Origin of the sequence: Tamlana sp. I1, assembly GCF_015355625.1 — a bacterium.
Taxonomy (GTDB): domain Bacteria; phylum Bacteroidota; class Bacteroidia; order Flavobacteriales; family Flavobacteriaceae; genus Pseudotamlana.
The window spans coordinates 222,293-248,995 of record NZ_JACLAF010000006.1 but is presented as its reverse complement, the minus strand read 5'-3'; the positions used below and the strand labels follow the sequence as shown (position 1 = coordinate 248,995).

The 26,703-nt window shown below is 33.2% G+C and carries 21 protein-coding genes; 11 read left to right on the top strand and 10 right to left on the bottom strand.

Features of this window, described 5'->3' with window-relative positions; all coding sequences use genetic code 11:
• Positions 1 to 200: 200 nt before the first annotated feature.
• Complete coding sequence (locus H6X70_RS07335) at positions 201 to 2,822, bottom strand: T9SS type A sorting domain-containing protein (protein WP_194767017.1); 2,622 nt, start codon at positions 2,820 to 2,822, stop codon at positions 201 to 203.
• A 766-nt stretch (positions 2,823 to 3,588) separates the two neighbouring features.
• Between H6X70_RS07335 and H6X70_RS07330 the strand changes: the two genes are divergently transcribed.
• Positions 3,589 to 4,038: a LexA family protein gene (locus tag H6X70_RS07330; protein WP_194767016.1), complete on the top strand. Its 450-nt coding sequence runs from the start codon at positions 3,589 to 3,591 to the stop codon at positions 4,036 to 4,038.
• Entirely contained in the window at positions 4,038 to 5,297 is a 1,260-nt protein-coding gene (locus tag H6X70_RS07325) for a Y-family DNA polymerase (protein WP_194767015.1), read from the top strand. Before H6X70_RS07330 ends, H6X70_RS07325 begins: the two co-directional genes overlap by 1 nt.
• An 83-nt stretch (positions 5,298 to 5,380) precedes the next feature.
• Here H6X70_RS07325 and H6X70_RS07320 read toward each other — a convergent pair whose 3' ends face one another.
• From H6X70_RS07320 to H6X70_RS07305, 4 genes are all read right to left on the bottom strand, one after another.
• The gene (locus H6X70_RS07320; RefSeq protein WP_194767014.1) at positions 5,381 to 5,827 is read right to left on the bottom strand and encodes a hypothetical protein; all 447 of its coding nucleotides are present in this window, start codon (positions 5,825 to 5,827) and stop codon (positions 5,381 to 5,383) included.
• Positions 5,805 to 6,404, bottom strand: coding sequence for an archaeosortase/exosortase family protein (locus H6X70_RS07315; RefSeq protein ID WP_194767013.1), 600 nt, complete (start codon positions 6,402 to 6,404; stop codon positions 5,805 to 5,807). Before H6X70_RS07315 ends, H6X70_RS07320 begins: the two co-directional genes overlap by 23 nt.
• Entirely contained in the window at positions 6,391 to 6,771 is a 381-nt protein-coding gene (locus H6X70_RS07310; RefSeq protein ID WP_194767012.1) for a PID-CTERM protein-sorting domain-containing protein, read from the bottom strand. The genes H6X70_RS07315 and H6X70_RS07310 overlap by 14 nt, the downstream gene beginning before the upstream one ends.
• A gap of 201 nt (positions 6,772 to 6,972) precedes the next feature.
• On the bottom strand, positions 6,973 to 7,338 hold the full coding sequence (locus H6X70_RS07305) for an arsenate reductase family protein (RefSeq protein WP_194767011.1): 366 nt from the start codon (positions 7,336 to 7,338) through the stop codon (positions 6,973 to 6,975).
• A 58-nt stretch (positions 7,339 to 7,396) separates the two neighbouring features.
• Here H6X70_RS07305 and H6X70_RS07300 point away from each other — a divergent pair, with 58 nt between their 5' ends.
• Complete coding sequence (locus tag H6X70_RS07300; RefSeq protein ID WP_194767010.1) at positions 7,397 to 7,861, top strand: DinB family protein; 465 nt, start codon at positions 7,397 to 7,399, stop codon at positions 7,859 to 7,861.
• Here the strand turns inward: H6X70_RS07300 and H6X70_RS07295 are convergent.
• Both H6X70_RS07295 and H6X70_RS07290 read right to left on the bottom strand, forming a co-directional pair.
• Positions 7,841 to 8,557, bottom strand: coding sequence for a DUF3298 and DUF4163 domain-containing protein (locus H6X70_RS07295; RefSeq protein ID WP_194767009.1), 717 nt, complete (start codon positions 8,555 to 8,557; stop codon positions 7,841 to 7,843). The two genes, H6X70_RS07300 and H6X70_RS07295, sit on opposite strands and share 21 nt — an antisense overlap.
• 174 nt (positions 8,558 to 8,731) lie before the next feature.
• A complete protein-coding gene (locus tag H6X70_RS07290; protein ID WP_194767008.1) occupies positions 8,732 to 9,535 on the bottom strand; it encodes a THC0290_0291 family protein in 804 nt (267 codons plus the stop codon).
• A gap of 197 nt (positions 9,536 to 9,732) precedes the next feature.
• Between H6X70_RS07290 and gdhA the strand changes: the two genes are divergently transcribed.
• The 3 genes from gdhA to recO all read left to right on the top strand — a co-directional run bounded on the left by gdhA (position 9,733) and on the right by recO (position 14,262).
• Entirely contained in the window at positions 9,733 to 11,076 is a 1,344-nt protein-coding gene (gene gdhA, locus H6X70_RS07285) for an NADP-specific glutamate dehydrogenase (RefSeq protein ID WP_194767007.1), read from the top strand.
• Positions 11,077 to 11,191: 115 nt separating this feature from the next.
• The gene (locus tag H6X70_RS07280; protein ID WP_194767006.1) at positions 11,192 to 13,543 is read left to right on the top strand and encodes an ABC transporter substrate-binding protein; all 2,352 of its coding nucleotides are present in this window, start codon (positions 11,192 to 11,194) and stop codon (positions 13,541 to 13,543) included.
• A complete protein-coding gene (gene recO, locus H6X70_RS07275) occupies positions 13,543 to 14,262 on the top strand; it encodes a DNA repair protein RecO (protein ID WP_194767005.1) in 720 nt (239 codons plus the stop codon). Before H6X70_RS07280 ends, recO begins: the two co-directional genes overlap by 1 nt.
• Here recO and H6X70_RS07270 read toward each other — a convergent pair.
• Positions 14,259 to 16,676, bottom strand: a complete 2,418-nt coding sequence (locus H6X70_RS07270) for a hypothetical protein (RefSeq protein WP_194767004.1) — start codon at positions 16,674 to 16,676, stop codon at positions 14,259 to 14,261. The genes recO and H6X70_RS07270 overlap by 4 nt on opposite strands.
• A 123-nt stretch (positions 16,677 to 16,799) precedes the next feature.
• On the opposite strand from H6X70_RS07270, the gene H6X70_RS07265 reads away from it, so the two are divergent.
• Positions 16,800 to 17,273: a regulatory protein RecX gene (locus H6X70_RS07265; RefSeq protein WP_194767003.1), complete on the top strand. Its 474-nt coding sequence runs from the start codon at positions 16,800 to 16,802 to the stop codon at positions 17,271 to 17,273.
• 47 nt (positions 17,274 to 17,320) lie between these two features.
• On the opposite strand, the gene H6X70_RS07260 is transcribed toward H6X70_RS07265, so the two are convergent.
• Both H6X70_RS07260 and dgt read right to left on the bottom strand, forming a co-directional pair.
• A complete protein-coding gene (locus tag H6X70_RS07260) occupies positions 17,321 to 18,181 on the bottom strand; it encodes a cupin-like domain-containing protein (protein ID WP_194767002.1) in 861 nt (286 codons plus the stop codon).
• Positions 18,182 to 18,263: 82 nt separating this feature from the next.
• Positions 18,264 to 19,604 carry a dGTP triphosphohydrolase gene (gene dgt / locus H6X70_RS07255; RefSeq protein WP_194767001.1) on the bottom strand — a complete coding sequence of 447 codons (1,341 nt, stop codon included), beginning with the start codon at positions 19,602 to 19,604 and terminating at the stop codon, positions 18,264 to 18,266.
• Positions 19,605 to 19,951: 347 nt separating this feature from the next.
• On the opposite strand from dgt, the gene H6X70_RS07250 reads away from it, so the two are divergent.
• The 4 genes from H6X70_RS07250 (at position 19,952) to atpD (ending at position 26,649) form a co-directional block, all read left to right on the top strand.
• Positions 19,952 to 20,341 (top strand): carboxypeptidase-like regulatory domain-containing protein, encoded by a 390-nt coding sequence (locus H6X70_RS07250; protein ID WP_194767000.1) that lies wholly within the window; start codon positions 19,952 to 19,954, stop codon positions 20,339 to 20,341.
• A gap of 264 nt (positions 20,342 to 20,605) precedes the next feature.
• On the top strand, positions 20,606 to 23,365 hold the full coding sequence (locus H6X70_RS07245) for a TonB-dependent receptor (protein WP_194766999.1): 2,760 nt from the start codon (positions 20,606 to 20,608) through the stop codon (positions 23,363 to 23,365).
• Positions 23,366 to 23,644: 279 nt separating this feature from the next.
• Entirely contained in the window at positions 23,645 to 24,838 is a 1,194-nt protein-coding gene (locus H6X70_RS07240; RefSeq protein WP_194766998.1) for a hypothetical protein, read from the top strand.
• Positions 24,839 to 25,140: 302 nt separating this feature from the next.
• Entirely contained in the window at positions 25,141 to 26,649 is a 1,509-nt protein-coding gene (atpD, locus tag H6X70_RS07235; protein WP_194766997.1) for a F0F1 ATP synthase subunit beta, read from the top strand.
• The last annotated feature ends 54 nt before the right edge of the window (positions 26,650 to 26,703 follow it).

Below are 26,703 nucleotides of genomic sequence, written 5' to 3'. Positions count from 1 at the left end.
AAAATACTTAATAAGTATTTCTGGAAGTAATAAATTGGCTATGGCTAATAATGAATCTGATGGCATTAAAAATTTTTATTCAAAGGTCTTGCTTTTTTAGATGCTCCACAACTTTTGAGATTGACCCTCTTTTTTTATGGACTCAGGTTAAACATAGGTTAAACAAATATTTTTTTGTTGATTATATGGTGCTTTGAAAATTAATATTTGTGGATTTTTTTAGAAAATTGATTGTTAATTCTCAAAATATAGATGCCAGAGCCTAAATTGTCTATATTTATTTCGTTATCTGAAATTCGTCCAAACGAATGTCGTCTACCTGTCAAGTCAAAAATTTTAAGATCTTTAATTTTTTCAATTCCCGTTATATTAACATGACCATTTGTTGGATTTGGACTAACAATAATATTTGTTGTATCAGACTTTGAGTCTTCAATCGATAACGAATTGTTGTTTACAGAAATACCGTCAAACAAATAATCTAAATCTACATTTAGGGTTTCGTCTTTAATTTCAAAAGCAGTAATTTCATATGGTTCGTGTCCTGCAGCGTAACTCCACCCTTGGTTGAAATCTAAAGTTTTTAAATAATCCAACCCTTTACCAATAGCATTTTGTTTTAGATATTCTAAAAATTCTGGACTTCCTTTATCTGTTGGCAATACAATATCATGAAGTCCCCAGGAACCTCCAAACTCTGCCGGTGTATTGCATATAGCCCTAGCATTAATATTAGGATCACCTGAATTATTTGTTTCTAGTGCTAAATCTCTACCTGCCATTTCTTCTTCTAAAATTAATAAATCATTTTCCTCTATTAAATAGGAATAATGTGTCGCAGATAAAAATATGTTAGATAAATTGTCTAAAACACAGTAAGTAGAATTATGCCCAAAACCTAAAGTGTGCCCAATTTCATGTCCTAAAAGATGCCATGGGGATTTACGATCCCCTGTAGAGGGCACATTACTATCTTCCGGAAGGTAATATGTTTTACCTTGTCTATAGAGATCTGCAAATTTAGGTTCATTACCAAACAATCTATCCGTAAAAGTATGAATATCAATACATAAAGTTGATCCTCCTGCCCAGCCACCTCCTCCTGTAATTCCTAATCTAAAGGTTTTATTTTTGTATTTTTCTAAAATTGAAAGTCTGTGCGCCTTATTATATACGTAATTGTTATCAACTGTCCATCCATAACTTTCCCAAATACCTTTTTCTTCGTCACTATATGAGTCATACTCTTGTTGTAACACCCTGTCATTATCAGAAATGTCGGTATTATCGGTTTTATGGAAAGGTACCTTCAGCCAATCTTCTTGAAAAGTAGATTTAGAAACCATATAAGCGCTGTTTTCCATTAGTGTTAAATAGTATCTTAGATCTAAAGGTCTGTTAGATTTAAAATTAAGTCCGCCTGAACAAATTCCTTTGTCGCCACTTAATAAATAATCGAAAAAAATCAAACTCCAATTAACTGTAACTTGTTTTACTTTTTTCAAATGTTCGTTGTCTAATGGCACAAAATCTAACCCAAAGGTGTCAATGTTTTGGTCTGATATCTCTGAAAAATCTAAAGAAACATTAGAATCGTCATCTAAATTTACTCCATTTGATTTGTATCCCTGTGTACCCCAAGGTTTGGGAATAAAATAAGCGGTTAGTGCTTTTAATGTGTCTATTACCCCAAGATTGAATTGGTAATTTTCTATTCTACCAACAAGATGTACATTATAATAGTCTTTAGCTATCCAATTGTTTATTTTAATGTAATTAGCATTACTTGTTAACTCGATAAGTCTATTACTTTTTATAATGTGCTTTTCTGTAGTTGGTCTAAATTCTTTATCGTTAATTAGTTTGTAGTATGTCAAATCTTTTTGCGCATACTTTTTTGTGTTTAGATTTGGATCTTCTTCCTGAATGTAAATATTTCTTTTAAGAGGGGTTACGGCTTTAAAAATTTTAGAACCCTGTTCACTTTGATAATAAAAATAATTTTCGGTTGTAAAATAGTTTCCTACTCCATTTGTGTTGGAGAGCGGGTTTGCTTGTGTGTTGTTTTCTAGGTCAAAAAAAGTACCTACATTGCTTTGACTGAATACGCCGTAAAGACCATTTATAAAAGCACCGTATTCAGGACTTTTTACGTTTAAGCCAAGATTTGTTAAGGTTATGTTGTCTTGTGTGATTTCTGATTCTTTAAAGGAGTATATTTTATTGTTTTTTTTATCGGTTAAATAAATAAGGTCTCCTTTTTTAGCAAAACTGTTGCGTTCGTAGTTATCTCCGTTATTCTCAGAGATTAAATCTGAGTAAGCATACTTTACAGGAAGATTTTGCGATGTAGAATTGATAGCATCTTCTAATTTCCAGGCAGAAACTCTATTGCGTGTTCGTATATAAATGTAACTATTTGTAATTAACAGAGCTCTAGCCCTATTAAATCTTGTAGGATGGTCTACACCATAAATATTAGCTTGTCCTACTTCGAATTTTTTTTCACCAGTTAAATCGTAAAAATAAGCTACATGTTTAAATAGAATCCCAAAATAGGTTCCATTGTAACTTATATCCGTTATAATATTATTATTAACATTGTCCGGATTAAGATTAACGTCCATGGTTAAGATTTCAGTTCCGTTCTGGTACACATGTAATACTTTGTTAGTGTCTACTAAAAACATTTTTTGGTTGTGGTATCGAACAATTTCAGGAGTGTAAGCCAATTCAAAATCTTCTCCAATATCATAGGAATAAGATGGGATTGCTGAAGTTGTTGCTTGAGACAGACCTAAAGTTGTCGTAATAAAGCACATATAGAAAATGTATGTACGGAATGTTCTTGTAATATATCTGCGTGTTATCATCTTTAAATTTACATAAAAAAACTAATATTTTTGTAAAATATTAAAAATCAATATGTTGTTTGTGTTTTTTTATATCTGAAAATTTTAAGATTGTTTGTTCTAATACAAATATCTCAGAAACACGATAGTTATATTGCAGCCCTCACAATTAAAGGGGCCTCCTAGCTGTCTTTGATAGGTGTTTTAAAAGCAAGCATAGCAACTAATGGTTTGTATAATTAACCTCCTTCAGATAAGTGATCATCGTTCTTATGCTCAGTCTTAATTTAGGATCCGTAGAATAAAAATAGCTCGTCCAAAATAGTCTTTGAATGTGCTAATTTTTTAAAATCGTAAAAACGATTCTATTACTGTCTTTCTTGCAATCGTTTTAAGGTGCGTTGCTGAGTTCAGTGTACTAAAATTTACTGGGCCTGTTGAAGGTACGGCAAGTATAAATAACAGTATAAACCTCGTATTTTCTTAACGGGAGGTGATGTGCTTACGTTAAAATATTTTTTTACTCGATTAGGGTGTACACGTGCATCAAATCTAAGAGAAGGGGCTTTGTAGTAGAAAGTCTTTACAGAAATGTAGAGGCTTTTTTTGTGGATTAAATTTAGTTCTAAATTCAAGAGGTTTATAAAAATCGTGTGCTTAAGAATACCTCACTTTGTTAAAAACAAATTAAGTAGACCGTCATAGTTATCTGCGGATTAAATAACTTTGTGGTATCATGAAATTAAGAAATCTATATCACACAAAAACCATCGAGTTTTATGCTCCCGATTATTCTACTGAGCTAGAATTACCTTTTGTAGATAGTGGTATTAGCGCAGGGTTTCCTTCTCCTGCAGACGATTTTTTAGACATCAATATCGATCTTAATAAACACTTAATTAAAAATCCTAGCACCACTTTTTATGGGAAAGTAAAAGGTAATTCTATGATAGATGCCGGGATTCATGATGGCGATTTATTAATTATCGATAAAAGCTTAGAGCCTAGAGATAATAAAATAGCCATCTGTTTTGTTGATGGCGAGTTTACGGTAAAACGAATAAAAATTGAAAAGGAAATTATTTGGTTAATTGCCGAAAACAAAGATTATCCACCTATAAAAGTTACCAAAGACAACGATTTTATTATCTGGGGAATTGTTATTAATGTTATAAAATACGTATAATGTTTGCGCTGGTTGATTGTAATAACTTTTATGCTTCATGCGAACGTGTATTTAATCCGTCGCTAAACCATAAGCCTATTGTTGTGTTGTCTAACAACGACGGCTGTGTTATTGCTAGAAGTAATGAAGCAAAGGCTCTGGGTGTGCCTATGGGGGCGCCCGCTTTTGAGTATAAAACGTTATTTAAGCAACAGAATATTCATGTTTTTTCATCTAATTATGCGCTATATGGAGATATGAGTGCTAGGGTGATGAATTTACTAGCAGAATTCACGCCCGAATTGGAAGTATATAGTATCGATGAAGCATTTCTTAAATTTGTTGGTTTTGAATTGTTTAACCTTCAAAAAATAGGAGAAAACATGCGTAGCAAGGTGACTAAAGGTACGGGAATCCCTATAAGTATTGGAATGGCGCCAACTAAAGCGCTTTCAAAAGTAGCCAATAAAATAGCTAAAAAATACACCGACAAAACAAATGGAGTTTATGTTATTAATAATGAGGAGCAGCGTATTAAAGCGCTTAAGTGGCTTAAAATAGACGATGTGTGGGGTATTGGTAGGCAGCATGCTAAGCGGTTAAAAGCTTTAAATGTGCATACGGCTTATCAGTTTACTTTATTGTCCGATCAATGGGTTAGAGCAAATATGTCTGTTGTAGGGCTAAGGCTTAAACATGATTTAGAAGGGAAGCCGTCTTTAGATTTTGAAACCGTACAAAATAAGAAAATGATTGCTACAACACGATCTTTTGAAACGATGTATAGTAAATATGAAGATGTAAAAGAGCGGGTTGGAACCTTTGCTATTTCTTGTGCTGAAAAGTTAAGAAAACAAGGTTCGCATTGTAATATGGTTATGGTTTTTGTTCATACCAATGCATTTAGAAAAGACTTGCCGCAATACAGAAAAAATATTGTTATTAAAACAGATTTTCCAACCAATTCTTCAATTGAAATTAACAGGTGTGTTCAGGTGGGCTTAAAAGCCATATTTAAGGAAGGGTTTCAGTATAAAAAGGCTGGTGTCATTGTTATGGGGATAACCCCGGAAAACATAAAACAATTATCTTTTTTTAATGATGAAAACCCAAAGCATGCGCCTATAATGCGTATTGTAGATAGGCTTAATCAATCGTATGGAAACAACAAGGTTAAGTTTGGTTCTCAGTCCTTGGGCAGACAATGGAAAATGAAACAAGAACGTCTTTCTCCTAGATATTCAACAAACATTAATGAGGTTATTTCAGTTAAGAGTTAAGTGTTTTGAATAGTATTAATTCTTGATTAACAAATACCTTGTACAGATTTTTAAAACAGTATTATATAAAATTCTTTTTTATATTAGGGGTAATCTACGTTTTTAGAATCAGATTCTGTAAGTTCGGTATTATTTGATTTGTTTAAGGCGTTGTTAAGCAGTCCTATAGCGACATATAAAACGGGTGAGATTAATGTTTCTTGAACAGTAATGCAGAATAATTTTAATATCAGAGTAATGTCGGTTATTAGTAGGTCGAATAAACCTAAAATTATCAAAATGCATAGTCCAGAGATATGCACAAAATGCCAAAGTGAAGACATCCAAGTGTCTCTTAATTTCCCTAAATGAAAAGTTCCTATAACATATACAGCTATGGTAGATGTAAATTTAATTGCTTGCCTGGTAACTCTAGGTAATTTTTTAGCATCATCATTCTCAACAAAATAAAGGTAATATAGGGAGTAAATTGTGATGATTATAAAAAGACCTGCGAAGAATCGAATTTTATCCGTTTTGTAAAGTGTCATGTTTAAGGTTGATTTTTCGGGCAAAAATGGTCCATATTATAAATGTGGATGCATAAACGATGGCTTTAAATAGGTAGTGGTGTGCAAAATCGAAATAAGCATGAAAATATTCTCGTAAATAGATTAAACCCACGCATCTTAGAATGTTAATAAAATCAATGATAATAATTCCTAAAATAATATATTTTATTTTACGCCAAAACTTTTCGGGAATACATACAATAAATCCAATGTATAAAGCCATTAGAGTAAGACCATTACAAACATTTGCAATGTTTAATATTTTTCTGTTATTGTGACTAATTGCGGTATGAAATACTGCGACATCCTCTCCGTCAAGTGTTTTAGCGGTATAGAGTTTGTTGTTTGCGGTAAAACCAGACATTGGACTCATGTTATTCAATATCGATACAGAGCTTTCGCCAACATGTGAGGTTAATGCTCTATCGATAAATGTTGAGTCATAAATAAAAAGACCGTAAATAATTTCCCAAACAATATAAAACAACAAGGCTCTTCCTAAGAAAAGCCTTATTGGTAATGGTATTTCGTTCTTTAACGAATTAATTTTTAACATTTTTGTTTCCACGTAGTTTTCTAATTCCAAATGCAGCAGCTCCTAAAACTAAAATACTTAAACCGCCATCTAGTGGTACACTGTCTGCTGGAGGAGTAGAGTCTGGAGTGTTATTACAACCTCCATTACAGTTACTATGTCTAGTGCAGCTTTTACGTTTTTTAGGTTTGTGATACTTGTTGCCTCCTAAGAGAGGTCCAGTAAATAAGCTAACTGGGGAGAATAAGCTTAGGGTAGTTAAATTGAAGTCTGATGACTTTGCAATGCTCATTTTTGTGGTGGCATTTATATTTGTTGAAATTGTAAAAACAAACACAACTACTAACATTTTTATGAGACTGAAAACGGATTTTTTATTCTTTTTCATCTTAATAATGTTTAATGGATTAATAATAGCATATTAAAGGTAGTTAGGTTTTTAATTTCTTCGTTTTATTTTTTAGTATTTTCGATAAAACAAGCTATTTATTCCGTGAAATACATGTTGTTGTTAAAAAATCCGATAAACGGAAACCCTTTAAATATAGTGGATTACCTTGTTTTTTAGTTGTGTTTTAGCAGTTGGTAGTTAAACGGTTTTGCTTTGTGTAATTTTTTGTTTTACAGCTTCAATGTTTTTTTTAGAATTTCCAATAAAAATGGATTCGTTAATAATAAATACAGGTCTGTTTAAAAATGTGTAATGTTCTAAAATATAGTGCTTATAATCACGCTCGGATAAATCCTGATTTTTTAAATCCATTTCCTTATAAAGTTTTGCTCGTTTACTAAACAAAACTTCGTAGTTGCCAGTTAGAGTTTTCATTTCTTCTAATTGACTTGAAGTGATTTCTTCGGTTTTTATGTCTTGTAAAATAAAGTCGGAAGACAGATTTAGTTCTTTTAATATTCGTGTGCAGGTGCTACAGGTTTTTAAATAATATACTTTTTTCATCTTTCTAGTGGTTTGGAAAAAACAAATTAAAAGTATATTTATCGAAAAATTAAATAAAATGGATTTTACATTTGAAGTTTTACAAAATACACGACGCATTTTTCAAGGAATCATTGAAAACAATTCCTTAGAAGATTTAAATAAAATCCCTAATGGATTTAATAATAATATCATTTGGAATATTGGTCATATTGTCGTGACACAGCAGTTGTTAGTATATAAATTGTCGGGTTTAGACATGGGGGTTTCTAGCGAAATGATTGATAAATACAGAAAAGACACCAAGCCAGAACTGCCTGTTTCTCAGCAAGAAGTCGTGGAGATAAAGGGCTTACTCATACCAACTTTAGAAAAGACTAAAGATGATTACGCTCAAGGAGTTTTTAAAACGTATCATGAATATACGGTTTCTACTACAGGAAATACGTTAAGTGATATTAATGATGCTTTGCAATTTGTGCTCGCTCATGAATGTATTCACTATGGTTATGTTTTAGCCTTATTAAAAGTTATTAAAAACTAAGTAAGGCTGTGCTTCGTTAAAGGGAACCTTAAATTCTATCACACCTTGCGAATAAGCGGCGATTTCGTAGGTGTTATATAAAAAGACAATGCCTTCTTCGGTATAGGCTATGTTTGCTGGTAAATTAAATTGATCCTTATTTATAAGGATTTCTTTGTCTTCAATCGCTGCTATATAATAGGGTTCTGCAAGCTTCTTAAAGGCATTAAGGTCTTTAAAAAGAGCTTTATTTGGTATTAAATTACCGTTTTTAGCATTAAAGTTTAAAAATGATATTTTTAAAATACCATGAGCGCCGCCTGTGTTTGTGTATGAAGTAATGGATACGCTTATAATGTCGTTAGATTGATACAATATTTCGCCGTCAATTTGAGCTTCCCAAACTTGCGGGCTTTCAGGAAACTCTTGTTGTAATGTTTCATATTCTTTAACAAAGGCATTAATACTTTCTGTAATTGTTTTAGATTCAATATTATCAGATTCGCCTATTTGTATCGAGGCGATTATGTTATGTTCTATACCAGAATTAATTTTGTTTGAAATGGTATTATTGCCTTCTGCAATTGGGATGTTTATTTGAACAATGTCGTCGTTTTGAGATGATATTTGAATTTCAGAAAACACGACATTAAATTCTTTTTCACAAGAAAAATATAGTACTAATGAGAAAACTAAAAGCAGTTTTAAATGGCGCATAATAAGTAAGATTAATTTAATATAAATGTAATTATAGAAAATGAATACAACGCATGAAATAAAATATTTGTACACAGAGTGTGTTAAAATATTTTGTAATCATAACAAAATGAGATTGTTATTTGGGTGTAGAAAAGGGGCTTTTTTAACAGTTGTTACCTGAAAAACAAACGACTAATTTAAATAATAAATATAGCCTAAGTTTAACCATACTAAACCGTCATTGTGTTTATTTGCAGACGAGGTGTGGTACAAACCATCAGCGGTGTCGTCCATAAAAAACTGAACTCTTAAATTTAGCATTAAATCTGAAAGTCTAGAAAGTTTATATCTAACTCCGGCACTGGTAACAATCGAAAATGAACTACTCGGAGTGGCATCTACAGCTTCAGGAGGCCAACCAGAGTAAAAGTTACTAGGGTCGGTTATATCTCCAATGGCATTAGGGTTAGGGTTGTTATAAGTGGTTTTTGCCTCGGGCGTGTGGTAGGTGTAGTGAGCACCTAGGCTAACAAAAGGCGCAAACCTATAGGCGTAACCTTGAAAATCGCGAAGGCTTAGTGGGTAGAATTCAAGTTCTGTTCCAATATCAAAATTTTGAGCAACTCCTGTATGCGCTCTAAGTTTGTCGGCATCGGGGCTTGTTCTAGAAGGCTCAACCCATTTTCCATGGTGTTCTAAGTTTGTTTTATTCCAAGAAATCTCATTACGTAGTTTAAAATGGTCGTTAAAATAATTATCTACGGTATAGCAGTTACAGTCTGCTTTAGATGAGAAGTTTAAATAGTGAACAATACCAATGCCAATCCCAGAGTTTTTAAAATTATTCGATAAATCCTGTCGCTCTCCAAAATCGGAACGCATTTCAACATAACCAGCAACAATACCAATTTCGTTTGAAAAACTTAATTGTGCATTTGTAGTTTGTACTAATGCAAACAAGCAAAAAGCAATGGTTGCAAATTTCAGATTAAGCATAAAAGGGCTTGATTTAGGTAAAGTTACTCGGGGACAAATATATAAAAAGAGAGATTAGTTACAAATATTAATAAAATTTGAAAAATGAACAAATATTGTTGTTGAATAATTTTAAAAAAATCACACTTTTTAATGAAGATAATGCATATTTTTGTTGATATATTACTTATATAATAATTTAAAACATTTATTGTGTTATGAAAAGTAACGTTGAAGCATTTTTAGATTTAGTAAAAGAGCGAAATGGCCATGAGCCAGAGTTTTTACAAGCGGTAGAGGAAGTTGCAGAAACAGTCATCCCGTATATAGTTAAAAATGATATCTATTATGGTAAAAACATTTTGCTAAGAATGGTAGAGCCAGAACGGGTTATTATGTTTAGAGTGTGTTGGGTTGATGATGATGGTGAAATTCAAGTAAACAGAGGATATCGTATTCAAATGAATTCTGCAATCGGGCCCTACAAAGGTGGTTTGCGTTTTCATCCTACAGTGAATTTAAGTATTTTAAAGTTTTTGGCATTCGAGCAAGTCTTTAAAAACAGTTTAACCACGTTGCCTATGGGTGGTGGTAAAGGTGGAAGTGATTTTGATCCGAAAGGGAAAAGTGATAATGAAATTATGAGATTTTGCCATGCTTTTATGGGTGAATTATTCAGACATATTGGTCATAATACCGATGTGCCTGCTGGCGATATAGGTGTGGGTGCAAGGGAAATAGGTTTCCTTTTTGGAATGTATAAAAAAATAAGCAATGGTTTTACTGGGGTATTAACAGGAAAAGGCATGTCTTGGGGCGGTTCGTTAATTCGTCCTGAAGCTACTGGGTATGGCACCGTGTATTTTGCTCAAAAAATGTTAGAAACAAAAGGAGAAGATATCGCAGGAAAATCGGTTGTAATTTCCGGATCTGGAAATGTGGCTCAGTTCGCAGCAGAAAAGGTAATTCAACTTGGAGGTAAAGTGTTAACACTTTCCGATTCTTCAGGTTATATTTATGATGCTGAAGGCATAACTGCTGAAAAGTTAGCGCATATCATGGAGCTTAAAAATGTAAAGAGAGCTAGGATTAATGCTTATTTAGAGGCATATCCACATGCTGAATTTGTAAAATCTAAAACGCCTTGGGAAGTAAAATGTGATATCGCTTTACCATGTGCGACTCAGAATGAACTTCATGAAAATGATGCAGAAACCTTACTTAAAAATGGTTGTATTTGCGTAGCTGAAGGCGCCAATATGCCTTCTACTAAAGAGGCTATTGAAAGCTTCCATAAAGCAAAAATATTATTTGCTCCAGGAAAAGCTTCAAATGCTGGTGGTGTAGCTACTTCTGGCCTAGAAATGACTCAAAATTCACTTAGATTTAAATGGTCTAGAGAAGAGGTGGACAATAAATTAAAAGAAATCATGTCCGATATTCATAAATCCTGTATAGAGTTTGGAAAGGACGACGATGGTTATATCGATTATGTTAGAGGTGCCAATATTGCTGGTTTTGTAAAAGTAGCCGATGCGATGTTAGCACAGGGTATTGTTTAATATTATTAGAATTAGTTTTAAAAGCTTCCTAAATCGGGAAGCTTTTTTATTTAAGTATATTATTTTAAAGTAAAACTCGTTACTTATAAATATATTTGAACTTCAAAAAATAACGATGTTGAAAAAAGTAGCTTTACTTATTATTTGTTTGTTTCCGTTATTGCAATTTTCTCAAGATTATTCAGCGCTTTGGAAAGGTCATTTTTCATACAATCATATTATTGATGTAACGCAAGGCAGTAACAAAATTTTTGCAGCTTCAGGAAATGCTGTTTTTTATACAGATACAGAGTCAAATCAGCTTCAGGAAATTACAACAGTAAATGGTTTGTCTGGGGAAACTATTTCTGCTATTCATTATAGTGAAGCATATGAATTGTTAATTATAGGCTACGATAACGGCTTGTTAGATATTGTATTCGATAATGATTCTAAAATTTTAACGGTTGTTGATATTTTCGATAAACTAACCATTCCACCTACCGAAAAAAGCATAAATCATTTTAATGAATACCAAAATGTACTGTACATTTCTACAGATTTTGGTATTTCTGTATTTGATATGGAACGCTTGGAATTTGGAGATACTTATTTTATAGGGACTGGAGGTACTCAAATTCCAGTGAGTCAAACTGCTGTTTTTGAAGGTTTTATTTATGCGTCATGTTTGGCAAATAACGGACTTAAAAAAGCCGATGTTTCAAGCCCTAATTTAATCGATTTTCAAAATTGGCAATCTATTTCCACTGGAAATTGGTTTGGGGTTGAAGCCTTAGGTGATAAATTATACGCTACAAATGCGAATAAAAAAATGTATCAGGTTGTAAATAATTCAATTAATGAAGTTGCCACCTACGCAGATGTGCCGTTAGATTTAAGAACAGTTCAAGAGCATCTAATACTAACCACACAACATCAAGTTTTTGTGTACGATTTAAATTTTAACAATATTGCTCAAGTTGGCCAAGATTCAGTTTTTAGTACGCGATACACATCTGCAACCATTGATGATGAAAATATCTATATTGGCTCTGAAAACTTTGGAATTTTAAAAACGGCTTTCACAAATCTTGTTGCTTTTGAAGAAGTGCATCCAGACGGCCCATTAATGAATATTCCTTTTTCGGTTGAAGCTACGCCGAATGGTGCATGGGTGGTTTATGGTGAATATAATCTGTTTTATAACCCTTACCCTTTAAACAATCGTGGGTTTAGTCATTTAAAAAATGATACATGGCTTAACACGCCATATAGTGATGTGTTAGGTGCTAAATGTTTAAATGCAGTTGCTATAAACCCTTTTAATAATAATCAAGTTTATATAAGTTCTTTTTTTATTGGATTATTAGAAGTAGTTGATGAGGTGCCTGCGATTTTATACAATGAAACCAATAGTGGTTTGGAATCTTTGAAGTTGCCTACTAATCCCGATTATGTTGATATTCGCGTAGGGGTTTCTCAGTTTGATGAAAATGGTCTGCTATGGAGTATGTCAACATTAATAGATAAACCACTTAAATCATATAATCCAAGTAATAACCAATGGCAGTCCTACGATTTTACAGATGTTATTGGTGATGGATTTAGTGGAGGGAATTTAGGTTATGGCGATTTGGAAATTGATTCAGATGGTACTAAATGGATAGCAAGTTATAAATTTGGACTTATAGGATTTAAAGAAAACGGAGGACGACAATTGCTGAAGAGTGTTTATGATGAAGAACATAATATGCCCTCTAGTTATGCTACAGCCTTAGCACTTGATCAAAGAAATCAATTGTGGATAGGAACCATTCGTGGATTGCGAGTTCTGTATAATACTTCCGATTTTTTTACAGATGCAAATGCTTCGGTTGATGAAATTATTATTGAAGAGGATGGTGTCGCTAAAGAATTACTGTTTCAACAAGATATTACCGACATTGAAGTTGATGGGGCTAATAACAAGTGGGTAGCAACATCAGGGGCAGGATTGTTTTATTTTTCTCCAGACGGGCAAACTACAATTTTTCATTTTACAAAAGCCAATTCACCTCTACCTTCCAATAGTGTTCGCGATGTATCTATCGATGGGAATAATGGTATTGTATACATCGCTACAGATAAAGGTTTGGTGTCTTTTTCCTCAGGAAGTTCTAGTCCGATTGAGACCTTGGAAAAGGCCTTTGCATATCCAAACCCTGTGCGTCCTGGGTATAATATTTTAGATAAAAAAATTAAGATTAAAGACATTTCAGAGAATGTAAATATTAAAATTACTGATGTAGAAGGAAATTTAGTAGCCGAAGCGCAATCTAAAACAAACCCGAGATATCGTGGTTATAATTTAGAAATTGATGGAGGTACAGCTTATTGGAATGGTAAAAACCTCGCGAATAATATTGTAGCATCTGGTGTTTATTTAGTCATGTTATCCGATTTAGATTCCTTTGAAACTAAAGTGATAAAATTAATGGTGGTTCGCTAATGCTAATTACAACAAATGCAATCGTTTTATCTAAACTTAAATTTAAAGATAACGACCTTATTGTAAAGTGCTTTACGCAGCAAAAGGGTGTTGTAAGTTTTATTTTAAGAGGGGTTTTAAAAAGTAAAAAAGCACAGAATAAAGCAGCTTATTTTCAGCCGTTATCTCAAATTGAAATCGTTGTCGATTATAAGCCAAACCGTTCTTTACAAAGTATAAAAGAAACCAAATTAAGTGTTATTTATACCAGTTTACATTCGCAGGTTGTAAAAAGTTCTATTGTATTGTTTTTGTCTGAAGTATTAACCAGTACATTGCATGAAGAAGAGCAAGATGAAGCACTTTACAGTTATTTAGAAAACACTTTGTTGTGGTTAGATAATCAATCTGAATACGCTAATTTTCATTTGTTATTTCTTCTGAAACTCACTAAATATTTAGGCTTTTATCCTGATACTAGTGATATAGATTTTCCTAATTTTAATCTTAATGAAGGCAGATTTGAACTAAAACCAGTTTACAAACACAATATTTCGGGAGAAAACTTAAACTTATTAAAGCAGCTTTTAAATACTTCCTTTGATACTTTACCGCAATTAAAAATGAATGCCAAACAAAGGCAGTCTTTTTTAAGTATGATGTTGCTTTATTTCGAACTGCATTTGGGGAGTTTTAAATCGCCTAAATCTTTACAGGTTTTAAATCAGGTTTTTAGTTAATGTGTAGTTCGTTTTCTTATTCCTTTTTTGATAATTAAATCTCCGTTTGAAAGTTTTATTTTGGCTATATAAATATTGCTTAACCTTGGTAAATTGTAAGTTTCAGAATTACTATGTCCTTTTAAATTATAGAGTTGCCGACCAAATAAATCATAAATTTTGATGGTTTCAATTTTTAAGTTTTTTGAAACATTAAACTGCACATCATTATCTTTTAAATGCACGATTTTAAGCACATTAGAATCTAATGTATTCGTGTTTTGCGTTAGCCTATTATTTTGAAATACAATTTCGAAACGCGCTTTAAATTCACCAATTTCAGATGTGAAAGTATAATTAGAATTTGATAAATTGTGTATCACATTCAATAAGTTATCCTTTAGGTATACATTGTTTTTTGAAATGAAATCACCTTCAAAATGATCGATTTCTAGTGTGTAAATTAGAGGAGCATCTATTTGAGTATTAAACCCAAGTTTGATTATTTCATTTTTATGGATGTTATTGATTCCTTTGCCTTGAATGACATATTTATTTGTGTTTGATGCCATTGAAGTGTATAAAAAAGCATTGTAATCTTCATTAATTATTCTTGTGGCGTCATAGGATAACCCATCGTCTTCATTAGTAGCGCCTTCAACATAGGCGACTAAAATCTGACTAAAAACACCATTGTTAGTGCTGAGGTTAATCCAAAGTTTATTTTCTAATGCACTTGAACTCTTTTTTTTGGTCGTGTTTTTTAAAAATTGTGAATTACTTGTTTCATCAGCCATGCGCATCGCATTAGTAAATGTTGCGTTGCCATTTTTTAAAGCAGGAACAAAAAAGCTTTGCCCTGAAGCAATATATTTATTTGGAATGACACCACTTGCTCCTGCGGCTCCTCCAGATCCAACGGTAAATGTGGAATAATCATTTTGATTAAAATTAGATTGTTGGTGTCCTGGGTTTGCAGGATCTGGTGGCGATGCGTGAGACCAAATATAAGCGGCGCCGTCAATTAAAGTACCGTTTGCCTGTTGAAAAGCTATAAAATCGATTGCTGAAGGGTAGGGATTTCCTATAAAATTCCAAGATATTCCTGGATTGCTAGCATTTTTTATAATGTTTGTTGAGATATTTCCTGTATTAAATGGGCCTTCAAAAGTAACTTTATGTGTATTTGGATACGTTAATGCTCGGCTAGACATACAGGCGTAGCCTACCCCTGGTTCCATAATGTGATTTCCATCAACAGATTCCCAGTCGTCTCCATTGTCGTCGATATCATCATTATTTGTATCAATTAAATTGGCGGTATTGTATCTATAGCTTCTATCATCATCTACATTTGGGAATGCGTGATCTATAATTTCACCATTTACAGGCGTGCTCCAAAATGTATAATGGTACCATTCACTTTTAATAGGTGTTTCTTTGTTAAGTTGGGAGGTTCCTGAGGGATTTAAAGTGAAAATTCCATTCTTGTTATTTTGAACAAAATTTCCTTGAGTTTCGACAATTAATGAACCGTTTACGGTAACGTTGTTTTGAATTTCTATAAATGTATAGTTTTCAATAGTGAGGGTGGCTCCAGAATCTATAGTTAAGCTGCAGCATTTTATGCTTCCAAGGTTTGTGCTGTAGTTTCCAGAAATGATTGCTGCTGTAGTTAAATTTGGAGTACCATTGTCCCAATTTGTGCCATCCCATCTAGTTATGCTTATGCAATTTTCAACAGGCGAACACGTGTAGGTACAACTTCCTAAAACCGGTCTGCTTGTTTGGGTTTGCGACCAATTTGTTGCATTGACATCTGCTAAAGTTTCTAAAATTTGTTGTTTGTTAGAGGTTGTTGTGCAATTGTATTTGTTGTTTTTAAAGTTGCCTAAATTAATGGCATTTATGCCTTCGGTTAGTCCTGCAGGTACGGCACTATTATAATAATCGGTAGCGTTTGTCCATCCGTTAGCGTTGCCAAAATGTACGGCGTATAAAAAAGTTGGATTAACTATACTCCCTTGAAAAGCGATGAGTTGATCGCCAGGAATGGGTGAGCCTGCAGTAATTGCAAATCCGTTTTCAGATTCTATGGCTGTTCCAATGTTGGCCGAAAATGTATTTGTAGCAACAAATTTAATAACTATTTCGGTTCCGCAAGGCAAATCAGTAGCGGTTGTCCATGTAATAATGCCTTCGGCAGTATTGTTTCCGCTGCCGGTTAAAACAAAACCACCATTGAGGCCACAGCCTTTATCGGTAAAGTTTATTTCGGTACCACTTAAAATATCGGTTAGTAATACAAATGAAAATTCATCGGCACTATCGGATATAATACCTGTAATTGCTAGATCGCCTTCGGTTAAAATGGTTTGTCCGAAACTTAAATGAAATGTAATGAGGAATAGGCTTAGTAAAGTTGTTTTTTTCAATGGTTTATTTTTTTTGTCTTTGAGAGAGACTTTATGCGGTATTTAATATGTGTTCAATCTTAATGTTCTTTTTTATTAAATTTTAATCCATTGTTAATTTTTCATTGTTATTTTTGAAGCGTTATGCAAACAAAAAAAACATATACGGTACAAGAAGCCACCAAAAAATTGGAGCATTTTTGTGCGTATCAAGAACGTTGTCATCAAGAGGTGCGAAAAAAATTAGAGTCTATGTACATGATCCCCGAGGCTATCGATATGATTATAGTACATCTTTTAAATCATAATTTTCTTAATGAAGAACGTTTTGCTAAAGCATTTGTAAGCGGAAAATTTAGAATAAAACGCTGGGGGCGCCGTCGTTTAACTTCAGAATTAAAGCAGAAAGACATTTCTAAATTTAATATCACTCAAGCGTTATCTGAAATTGAAAACGAAGAGTATATTGCTGTTTTTAATGATTTAGCTGAAAAAAAAATCAACAGCATAAAGGAAGTAAATATTTACAAAAAACGTAAGAAATTTATTGATTATTTTTCATATCGTGGCTGGGAATCGCATCTCATATATGAAAAAGCTTATGAAATGATTAAATAACCCACTTCCGCAGGTGTAGAAATTAAGAAGCGTATATCGGAAAAGTTTTAAACTTTTTTATGTGTTCTAACTATGGCTTGCTCGTTTTTCCAATCAATCCATTTTTGTCCTTTAAGTCTGCGCATTAAATTATCGTAATTACGCATCACTAAAACATTATAAAACGCTTTGCCTAAGTTTTTAGGATTTCTTGCAATGGCGCGTAGGCTTAATGAAAAACCAGGGGTTACATAGCGCATATAATGCCAATAGCCTTCCGGCATGTATAAAACTTCACCATGATTAAGTTCTGTTTTATAGCCTTTAGCTTCTTTTAGTTTGGGCCATTTTTCAAAATCTGGATTGTTAAAATCAATGTCTTCTCTAGTGATTAACGAATGTGGAATTTTATACAAAAAGTCATTTTGCTTTTGGTCGAATAATATAATTTCCTTTTTACCTTCAAAATGAAAATGAAAAATATTAGCCAAATCAATATCGTAATGCATAAAAGTGTAGGAGTCTCGGCCTCCAAAAAACAACATAGGAATCCCTTTCATAAGGCGTAATCCAAAATCGGGAAAAGTAAAGTCTTTTTGTAAAGAAGGAATTTCTTTAAGGGCATTCCATAAAAAAATACGGTATTTGGTAGGCTTTTGCTTTAGTAAATCAATATAATCACTAAGTTTCATTTTAGCGTGTGGTTCGTTAAAACCATCTTTATAATCTACGGGCCTGTCGTCGTAAAGAGGTACGGTTATATCGCCTCCAACAGATTTCATATAGTCTAAATTCCATTTTGTAAATGCAGGCCAATCTTCTATAAAACGTTCTATCACCACAGGTTTTTGTGGTTTGAAATAATGTTTTAAAAAGTCCGCTTTTGTAATGTTTTCTACACGCGGAATATCTTGTAAATTTAAGGACAAGGCTAAAAATATTTATTAAAACAAAGTTAAGAAAAGCTTATTTAATTTGCCGTAGAATTTTGTTTTACCACTGTTAAAGGGTTTAAAATCCTAAGCCTTTTATCTTTTTATAATCTAAAATGGCTTTGCTGTCAGACAATAACGAAACATAATGGCAAACGCTTAGTAAACGCGTGTATAAATCCTCATGATCGGTTTTTAGTGTGTCTGGCAAACCTTTTAAAATAAGCTTATCGTAATTGGAAGCTGTGTTGTTAAACGTATTATTTACTGCCGAAGTATAGGTATCTAAAAGTGTATTGATAACGCCGTAACCAACAATTTCTTTATCGATAACTTCGGTAGATTGATACACGTTGTCGATGCTAATTTTAATAACATCTTTAATTTGCGCATCGTAGGCACTTTTGTCTAAAAGCGCACAGTCAAATTCACCATTTAAAATAGCTTCTTCGTTGGCCATAAAAATATCTACAGCTTCATTAATTAGGGTGCCAATGGCTAAAGCGCGTAAATAACCAATGCGATCTTTTTTAGTTGAAAGGGCATAGTAATGTTCTGGAATAATATTTTTTCTTATGATTTTAGAAAGATATTCCAAGGCGAATTCTTCTTGAATTAACCCCAGATTGATGCCGTCTTCAAAATCGATAATGGTATAGCAAATATCATCGGCAGCTTCAACTAAAAAAGTTAAAGGATGCCTAGAATAACTTATGTTTTTTTCGCTGCGTTTTATTAAACCAAGTTCGTTGGCTACATCTTCAAAGTTGTCTTTCTCAGATTGAAAAAAGCCGTATTTTTTATCGGCAATATGTTTGGTAGGTTTTTTAGGTAGCGATTCTTTAGGGTATTTGGTAAAAGCGCCAAGGGTAGCATAACTTAAACGAATACCGCCTGGACGACCTGCTCTGCTTTCGGTTAAAATTTTAAATCCGTTGGCATTGCCTTCAAAATCACATAAATCTTGATATCCTTTGTCGGTTAATTGCGCTTTAAAATTTTTCCCTTTACCATTTATAAAAAACTCACCAATAGCTTTTTCTCCTGAATGTCCAAAAGGGGGATTTCCTATATCGTGCGCCAAAGCAGCCGCCGCAACAATAGCTCCAAAATCGTTGGCCTGATAACCGTGTATGTTTTTTAAATGCGGATGTTTTTCTAATAATTTGTGGCCTACGCTTCGTCCTAAAGAGCGCCCAACAACACTAACCTCCAAACTGTGTGTTAAGCGGGTGTGCACAAAATCGGTGTTCGATAATGGGATCACCTGGGTTTTATCCTGAAGGCTTCTAAATTCCGAAGAAAATATAATACGATCATAATCAACTTCAAAACCAATTCGGTTTTCATCTTGCTCTTTTCTTAATCGTTTATTGGTATCGCCAAAGCGTTTTAAGGATAATAGTTGCTCCCAGTTCATAGTCGTTTTTTAAGTGCTGCCAAGATACTAATTTCATTAAAATTATAGGGCTAATACATGCTTCTTAGATTAAAAAACATGGGTATTCGATAAAAGCCAAAAGAGCATTTCGCTTATAGAATTAAGAGTCGCGATTTTTTTAATGATTTAAAAATAGGTGCGCTTAACATTACGGTAACATTTTAATCATTTAGGTTTAATCTTTTGGTAACATACTTTTTAGAGTTCTGTAGTTACTTTGCAAAACATTTTATGTTGCTAATTTGAAACATCCATAACTAAAACGTGGTACCCAAGAAAATAATTGAAAAGGATGCTGCGTGTGACAGTTAAATAATTATAAACAAATGAAACAGTTTTTATATACCCTTGTATTTTTAGTATCAGCTTTTGGTTTTGCTCAGAATTCAGGAGTAATCAACGGACATATATTAGATTTAGAAGAAGCTAACGCACCATTATTATATGCTAAAGTTTCTATTAAAGAAACGGGAGCGGAAGCATTATCAAATGAAACGGGTTTATTTACTTTTGAAAATCTTAAGGAAGGAACCTATACTTTGGTTTACAGTTTTGTAGGTTATGAAACTAAAGAAACAAAAGTAAATGTAGCAGCTTCAAATAATGAAGATTTAAAATTATACTTAGGAGCTAGTACAGTTTCATTAAACGATTTGGCAGCTTTGTTTGCTAGTGCAGATGTAGAAGAGCCTTCAATAGCAACAACAAACAAATAGAATTACAGCATTGTAATCTGGTTAATTCAGATTGAAATTCAAAAAAGCTACTTTCGGTAAAATGGAAGTAGCTTTTTTTGTTTTTAGAATACATCTATTCAAAACAGTTACAAATACAATGTTAATTTAATGTAAATAACCTTACCAATCCTTCGCAATGCCATAACCTTAAGCTAACACTTTTATTACCGTTCTTTAATCATGAGGTAACATTCTGATGACAATACTGTGGTTTCTTTGCGCCGTGAAATCATGACAAAAACAATGAAAAAATTTATTTTACTTTTTACAATTATTACATCGGCGTTTACATATGCGCAAAATACAGGCTCGGTTAAAGGTTTGTTAACCGATAAAGAATATAACAACGAGCCATTAGCTTTTGCTAACGTTTTAATTAAAGGAACAACAAAAGGAACGACTTCAGATTTTGATGGTTTGTACTTTTTCGACAATTTAGAACCAGGCACCTATACTTTACAGTTTAGTTTTGTGGGGTACCAATCTCAAGAAATAGAGGTTGTTATTGAAGGGGGGAAAACAAAAGAAGTTAATGTGGTAATGAGTGCCAGTGCAGCAACTCTAGATGAGGTAGTTATTACAACAACCACAAAGAGAGAAAGCGAAACCGCTTTGTTGTTGGAGCAGAAAAAAGCAGTTACCATAAAACAAGCAATTGGAGCTCAAGAATTATCTAAAAAAGCAGTTTCAGATGCTGGTGCGGCAACTTTAAAAGTTACTGGTGTTAACAAAAAGGAAGGTTCTAGTAAAATATATGTTCGAGGTTTAGGCGATCGTTATAACAATACGACTTTAAACGGTTTACCACTGCCTTCAAACGATCCTAGAAATAAAAACATCGATTTATCATTATTTGGTACAGGTGTTATTGAAAATGTAGGGATTGCTAAGTCGTTTTCTTCAACAGCATCTTCAGATGTTGCTGGAGCAAGTGTAGATATTGTAAGCAAAGAAATGTCTGGAAAATCTTTTTTTAACTTTGAAGTGTCTTCCGCAGTAAACTCTCAAACTACATTTAAGGATTTTAAACAAATGGATGGAGCTAATTGGTTTGGTGTTGTTAAAAATACTAAAACAAGTATAAACGATCTTACTGTTTATAATTTTGAAAATAGTTTTTCACCAAATCAAACCAAAGCGAATCCTAATTTTGGCTTGTCATTAAACTACGGAAATAAAATTAAGATTTCTGATGAAAGCAGTTTAGGAATCTTTTTAGTAGGGTCTTTTAGTAATGCTTACGAGTATCAAGAAGGGCGCTCGGCAAACATTGTTAATTTTGGTAATGTTGGTTCCGAGTTTGACACTAAAACCTATAGTTATGGTGCTTCTACCATGTTAATGGGGAATTTAGTTTATAAAATTAATAACAATCATAAAATAAGCTACAATAATTTGTTCATCCATTCCAATTCTCAAGAAATTGAAGATTTTGTTGGAACTACTCCAGATATAGGAAGAGACGATGACGATAACCGATTAATAAACTTAAATTTACAAACCGAAATTCAAAACAGGCTTTTTGTAAATCAATTATTGTCTACCAATAGATTTGGTGAATCTGTTGATGTCAATGCTGGGTTAAGTTACAATGCTATTTATAATGACGAGCCAGACAGAAGAAAAAACACCTTCATTATAGATAACGATACAAATAGGACTTTAATTTCTCAAAATGCTGTGAGAGATAATAGCCGATTTTACGGTAACTTATTTGAAGATGATATTGCCGGAAATTTAGAGGCTATTAAATATTTTGGAGACCGTTCGGAAAACAAAGGAAAAGTGACTTTAGGTTACAACGGAAGGTTAACAAATAGAAAATTTGATGGGATATATTACGATCATAATTTTGCAAACCCTACAGGTACATTTGTAGATGTTAATAATTTAGATGCCACTTTTAACCAAGACAATTTAGATAACGGTATTTTTGGTGTAGAAACTTCTAGAGGTAGAAATAATGATGACGATGAAACTTTTCGTCCGCAATTATATGATGCCGATAAAACAACTCATGCCGCTTTCGCTGATTTAGTTTACAAGTTTAGCGACAAGTTCACAACAAATATTGGTATTCGCGCAGAAAGCATTAAAATGAATGTTGATTGGGATGTTAACATTAGCGTAGCAGGTTATCCGAGTATAGGGGATATTGCGTTAGATAAAAACTATGTACTACCAGCTTTAAACTTAAAATATGAGCTTAACGAGAAGATTAATTTAAGAGCTTCTGGAAGCATGACCTATACCTATCCGCAGTTTAAAGAAATTGCACCTTTTACTTATGAAGGTATTAACTATCAAGAAACAGGAAACCCTGCTTTAATTCCTTCAGATAATTATAATGCTGAAATTAAATTTGAATTATTTCCGGAGAAAAGTGAATTAATCGCCGTTGGTGTATTTGGTAAATTAATTGAAAATTCTATTAACCGTTTAGAGCGTACTTCGGCGGTAGAAAGAGATTTTACTTTTGATAACTCTGGTGATGCTACCATATATGGAGCAGAAATTGAAGCTAAAGTAGATGTTTTTAGTAAAGAGGTTGATGATAATAATAAGTCGCAGACATTATCGGTTGGAACGAATGCAACCATTATGAAAACCGACTTAATTTTTAATAAAAGTAATACACTGTTTAATTACACAGGCGATAGCTCGCAATTAGAAGGTGCTTCACCTTTTACAGTAAATGCCGATGTGTCTTATAGATTTACTAAAAACGACAAAGAAACTATTTCAACCTTGGTTTTTAATTATCAAAGCGATAAGGTGTACAGTATCGGGACAAACTTTCAAGAAAATATTATTGAAAAAGCAGTTCCTATTTTAGATTTTGTTTTTAAACACCAATTTAACGAACAAATAGGTTTTAAGTTTAATGCTAAAAACTTATTAAACCCAAGTTTTGACAGATATAGAGATGTACCAGGAAAACCGATTATGAACTCATATAAAAATGGGGTAACGGTAACCGCTGGCTTGGTTCTTAATTTTTAGTGCTAGAAAACAAAAAAAACAAAAAATATCAATCATATTATAATGCCTCCAAATCGTGTTTCGCTTTTGGAGGCATTTTTGTAACTAAAAAAAAGATTCCTAAATGTATGCTAATTCATAGAAATATTTAAGTATAATCAACTTCTGTGAAATCTATTTCTCTTCAATAAACATAGGCTTAACATTGGCAATAATCCTTAACGTTTTACTAATACATCGGTAAGATTGTATTTAATATTAAGCCTTTGCTTTGCATCAAAATAATAATTAAAAAATCAAATGAAAACTTTAAAAAATTTATTAGTAATTGCATGTGTTATTTCAATCTTCTCTTGTTCATCTGATGATGATAATAGAAACATAGAAGCTCCAGAAAATGGAGGTGATATTACAGGAAGTGAATTAATAGGAAACATTACTGAAGACAGTAAATTATTGGCTAGTGTAGCATATACTTTAACAGGATCGGTTACTGTAAAAGAAGGGGCTACATTAACTATTGAGCCTGGAACTGTTATTAAAGCAAAAAGCGGAAGAACAGATGTTTTTTTAGCTGTTGAAAGAGGAGCTAAAATAATTGCAAAAGGAACAGCTGCTAAACCTATTGTTTTTACATCGGATGCGAGCTCTCCTAAAGCAGGAGATTGGGGTGGACTTGTATTAGCGGGTAAAGCACCTTCTAATAAAGGTACAGATGTACAATCTGAAGTTGCTGGATTACTATATGGTGGTACAGTTAATGATGATAATTCTGGTGAGTTAAGTTATGTTATTGCTGAATATACTGGTGCTAAAATTAATGGAGAGCAAGAGTTTAATGGTATTTCGTTTTTCGGTGTTGGTAACAAAACAATAGTAAATAATATTGTTGTAAGCGACGGTAACGATGATGGTATTGAGTTTTTTGGAGGTAGCGTAAATGTTACTAATGTGTATTGTGCTAATATTGGTGACGATATGTTCGATTGGACTGGAGGATACACAGGAACCATTACCAATGCTTTTGGAGTTCGTAATGATGGATTTGATGCTGCTAGTAGCGATCCAAGAGGTATTGAAGGTGATAGTAATGAATCTGATGCTTCAGCATTACCTATTTCAATGCCAACATTAAACAATGTAACCATTCTAAATCTTAATCCTGATGTTGCTCTTAAGGCAGGAGCAGAAATTAGAAGAGGTACAGTGGCTACTATTAATAATGTTCTTTTTGCAGCTTATGGTTCTGCTAGTTTTGAAGGTAGAATAGATACTAAAGACGATAAAGGAGATGGTACTTTAACATTAACAAGTGCATTTGCTCAAGGTACTGTAGGAGCAGATAAAGTTGGTGGTGCTATTAACGGTGATGTTGCTGTGATTACAGATGGTATTACAGTGCCATCAAATAATACGGTAGTAGCTAAAGCTGGAGTAGGAGCAGATTTAACTGCTTTCGATTGGGCTGACCAAACTTTTGTAGTTACAAAGTAAGAGGTTAAAAAAAATCAATTATAATATATCGACTGGATTCTTAGTTTTTAAACTTCGAATTCAGTCGATTTTATTTTGTAACGTTGCTAAACACCATCAAATTAAGGTGGTTTCAAGTATAACATTTTTCAGAAAACGAACGATTTTACAAAGAAAAAATAGGCATAAATTGAAGCTGCTTTTTTCAGTCTAAAAAAGCATTAAAAACAACTTTCATTTTAAATTAAAAAATATATCTTTGCAGCGCGAAAACAAAAAGTGTTTTCACTCAATTAAGTCGCATAATATTAAATACATAAGTAATGTCTAAAGTTACAGGTAAAGTTGCACAAATAGTAGGGCCAGTTATCGATGTTCAATTCGATTCGGATTCAGAGCTTCCAAAAATTTATGATTCATTAGAAATTAAAAGAGCCGATGGGTCTTTATTAGTCTTAGAAGTACAGTCTCATATTGGAGAAGATACCGTGCGTACAATCGCAATGGATTCTTCTGATGGATTAAGTAGAGGAACTGAAGTTACTGCTACAGGTGCTCCTATTCAAATGCCGATTGGTGATGATGTTTATGGGCGTTTATTTAATGTAATTGGTGATGCTATTGATGGTCTTGGAGATTTACCTAAAGCTGGAGAAGCTGGGTTGCCAATTCACCGTCATGCACCTAAATTTGAAGAATTATCAACTTCTACTGAAGTTTTATTTACAGGTATTAAAGTAATCGACCTTATCGAGCCTTATGCAAAAGGTGGTAAGATTGGATTATTTGGTGGTGCTGGTGTAGGTAAAACAGTATTAATTCAGGAGTTAATTAATAATATTGCAAAAGGTCACGGTGGACTTTCAGTATTCGCTGGAGTAGGTGAAAGAACACGTGAAGGAAATGACCTTTTAAGAGAGATGTTAGAGTCTGGAATTATCCGTTACGGTGATGATTTTATGCATTCTATGGAAGATGGTGGATGGGATTTATCTAAAGTAGATAAGTCTAAAATGAAAGAATCGAAAGCAACTTTCGTATTCGGACAAATGAATGAGCCTCCTGGAGCACGTGCTCGTGTGGCTTTATCAGGTTTAACTATTGCAGAGTATTTCCGTGATGGTGCTGGTGAAGGACAAGGGAAAGATGTATTATTCTTCGTAGATAATATCTTCCGTTTTACACAAGCTGGTTCAGAGGTATCTGCATTACTTGGTCGTATGCCTTCTGCGGTAGGTTACCAACCAACTTTAGCAACAGAGATGGGTGCTATGCAAGAGCGTATTACGTCAACTAAAAGAGGTTCTATTACATCGGTACAAGCGGTTTACGTACCTGCGGATGATTTAACGGATCCTGCACCGGCAACAACGTTTGCCCACTTAGATGCTACAACGGTATTATCTCGTAAAATTGCCGAGCTTGGTATTTATCCTGCGGTAGATCCTTTAGATTCTACTTCTAGAATTTTAACGGCTGATATTTTAGGTAAAGATCACTATGCTTGTGCGCAACGTGTAAAAGAGTTATTACAACGTTACAAAGAATTACAAGATATTATCGCTATCCTTGGTATGGAAGAATTATCTGAAGAAGATAAATTAGCTGTAGGTAGAGCAAGACGTGTACAACGTTTCTTATCACAACCTTTCCACGTAGCAGAGCAGTTTACCGGAATTCCAGGGGTATTAGTAGATATTAAAGAAACTATTAAAGGATTTAACATGATTATGGATGGTGAATTAGATCACTTACCAGAAGCAGCGTTTAACCTTAAAGGAACTATTGAAGAAGCGATTCAAGCTGGAGAAAAAATGCTTGCAGAAGTTTAATTGGTTAATGGTTTTTAGTTGTTGGTTTATAGTTTTTCTGCCAACAATCATCAA

Bases quoted from the DNA above. Each gene is read 5' to 3' on its own strand.
- recO (WP_194767005.1), top strand. From the start codon at position 13,543: ATGCTAATTACAACAAATGCAATCGTTTTATCTAAACTTAAATTTAAA.
- H6X70_RS07280 (WP_194767006.1), top strand. From the start codon at position 11,192: ATGTTGAAAAAAGTAGCTTTACTTATTATTTGTTTGTTTCCGTTATTG.
- H6X70_RS07330 (WP_194767016.1), top strand. From the start codon at position 3,589: ATGAAATTAAGAAATCTATATCACACAAAAACCATCGAGTTTTATGCT.
- H6X70_RS07305 (WP_194767011.1), bottom strand. From the start codon at position 7,338: ATGAAAAAAGTATATTATTTAAAAACCTGTAGCACCTGCACACGAATA.
- H6X70_RS07335 (WP_194767017.1), bottom strand. From the start codon at position 2,822: ATGTGCTTTATTACGACAACTTTAGGTCTGTCTCAAGCAACAACTTCA.
- atpD (WP_194766997.1), top strand. From the start codon at position 25,141: ATGTCTAAAGTTACAGGTAAAGTTGCACAAATAGTAGGGCCAGTTATC.
- H6X70_RS07320 (WP_194767014.1), bottom strand. From the start codon at position 5,827: ATGACACTTTACAAAACGGATAAAATTCGATTCTTCGCAGGTCTTTTT.
- H6X70_RS07265 (WP_194767003.1), top strand. From the start codon at position 16,800: ATGCAAACAAAAAAAACATATACGGTACAAGAAGCCACCAAAAAATTG.
- H6X70_RS07315 (WP_194767013.1), bottom strand. From the start codon at position 6,404: ATGTTAAAAATTAATTCGTTAAAGAACGAAATACCATTACCAATAAGG.
- H6X70_RS07290 (WP_194767008.1), bottom strand. From the start codon at position 9,535: ATGCTTAATCTGAAATTTGCAACCATTGCTTTTTGCTTGTTTGCATTA.
- H6X70_RS07240 (WP_194766998.1), top strand. From the start codon at position 23,645: ATGAAAACTTTAAAAAATTTATTAGTAATTGCATGTGTTATTTCAATC.
- H6X70_RS07295 (WP_194767009.1), bottom strand. From the start codon at position 8,557: ATGCGCCATTTAAAACTGCTTTTAGTTTTCTCATTAGTACTATATTTT.
- H6X70_RS07300 (WP_194767010.1), top strand. From the start codon at position 7,397: ATGGATTTTACATTTGAAGTTTTACAAAATACACGACGCATTTTTCAA.
- H6X70_RS07250 (WP_194767000.1), top strand. From the start codon at position 19,952: ATGAAACAGTTTTTATATACCCTTGTATTTTTAGTATCAGCTTTTGGT.
- gdhA (WP_194767007.1), top strand. From the start codon at position 9,733: ATGAAAAGTAACGTTGAAGCATTTTTAGATTTAGTAAAAGAGCGAAAT.
- dgt (WP_194767001.1), bottom strand. From the start codon at position 19,604: ATGAACTGGGAGCAACTATTATCCTTAAAACGCTTTGGCGATACCAAT.
- H6X70_RS07325 (WP_194767015.1), top strand. From the start codon at position 4,038: ATGTTTGCGCTGGTTGATTGTAATAACTTTTATGCTTCATGCGAACGT.
- H6X70_RS07245 (WP_194766999.1), top strand. From the start codon at position 20,606: ATGAAAAAATTTATTTTACTTTTTACAATTATTACATCGGCGTTTACA.
- H6X70_RS07310 (WP_194767012.1), bottom strand. From the start codon at position 6,771: ATGAAAAAGAATAAAAAATCCGTTTTCAGTCTCATAAAAATGTTAGTA.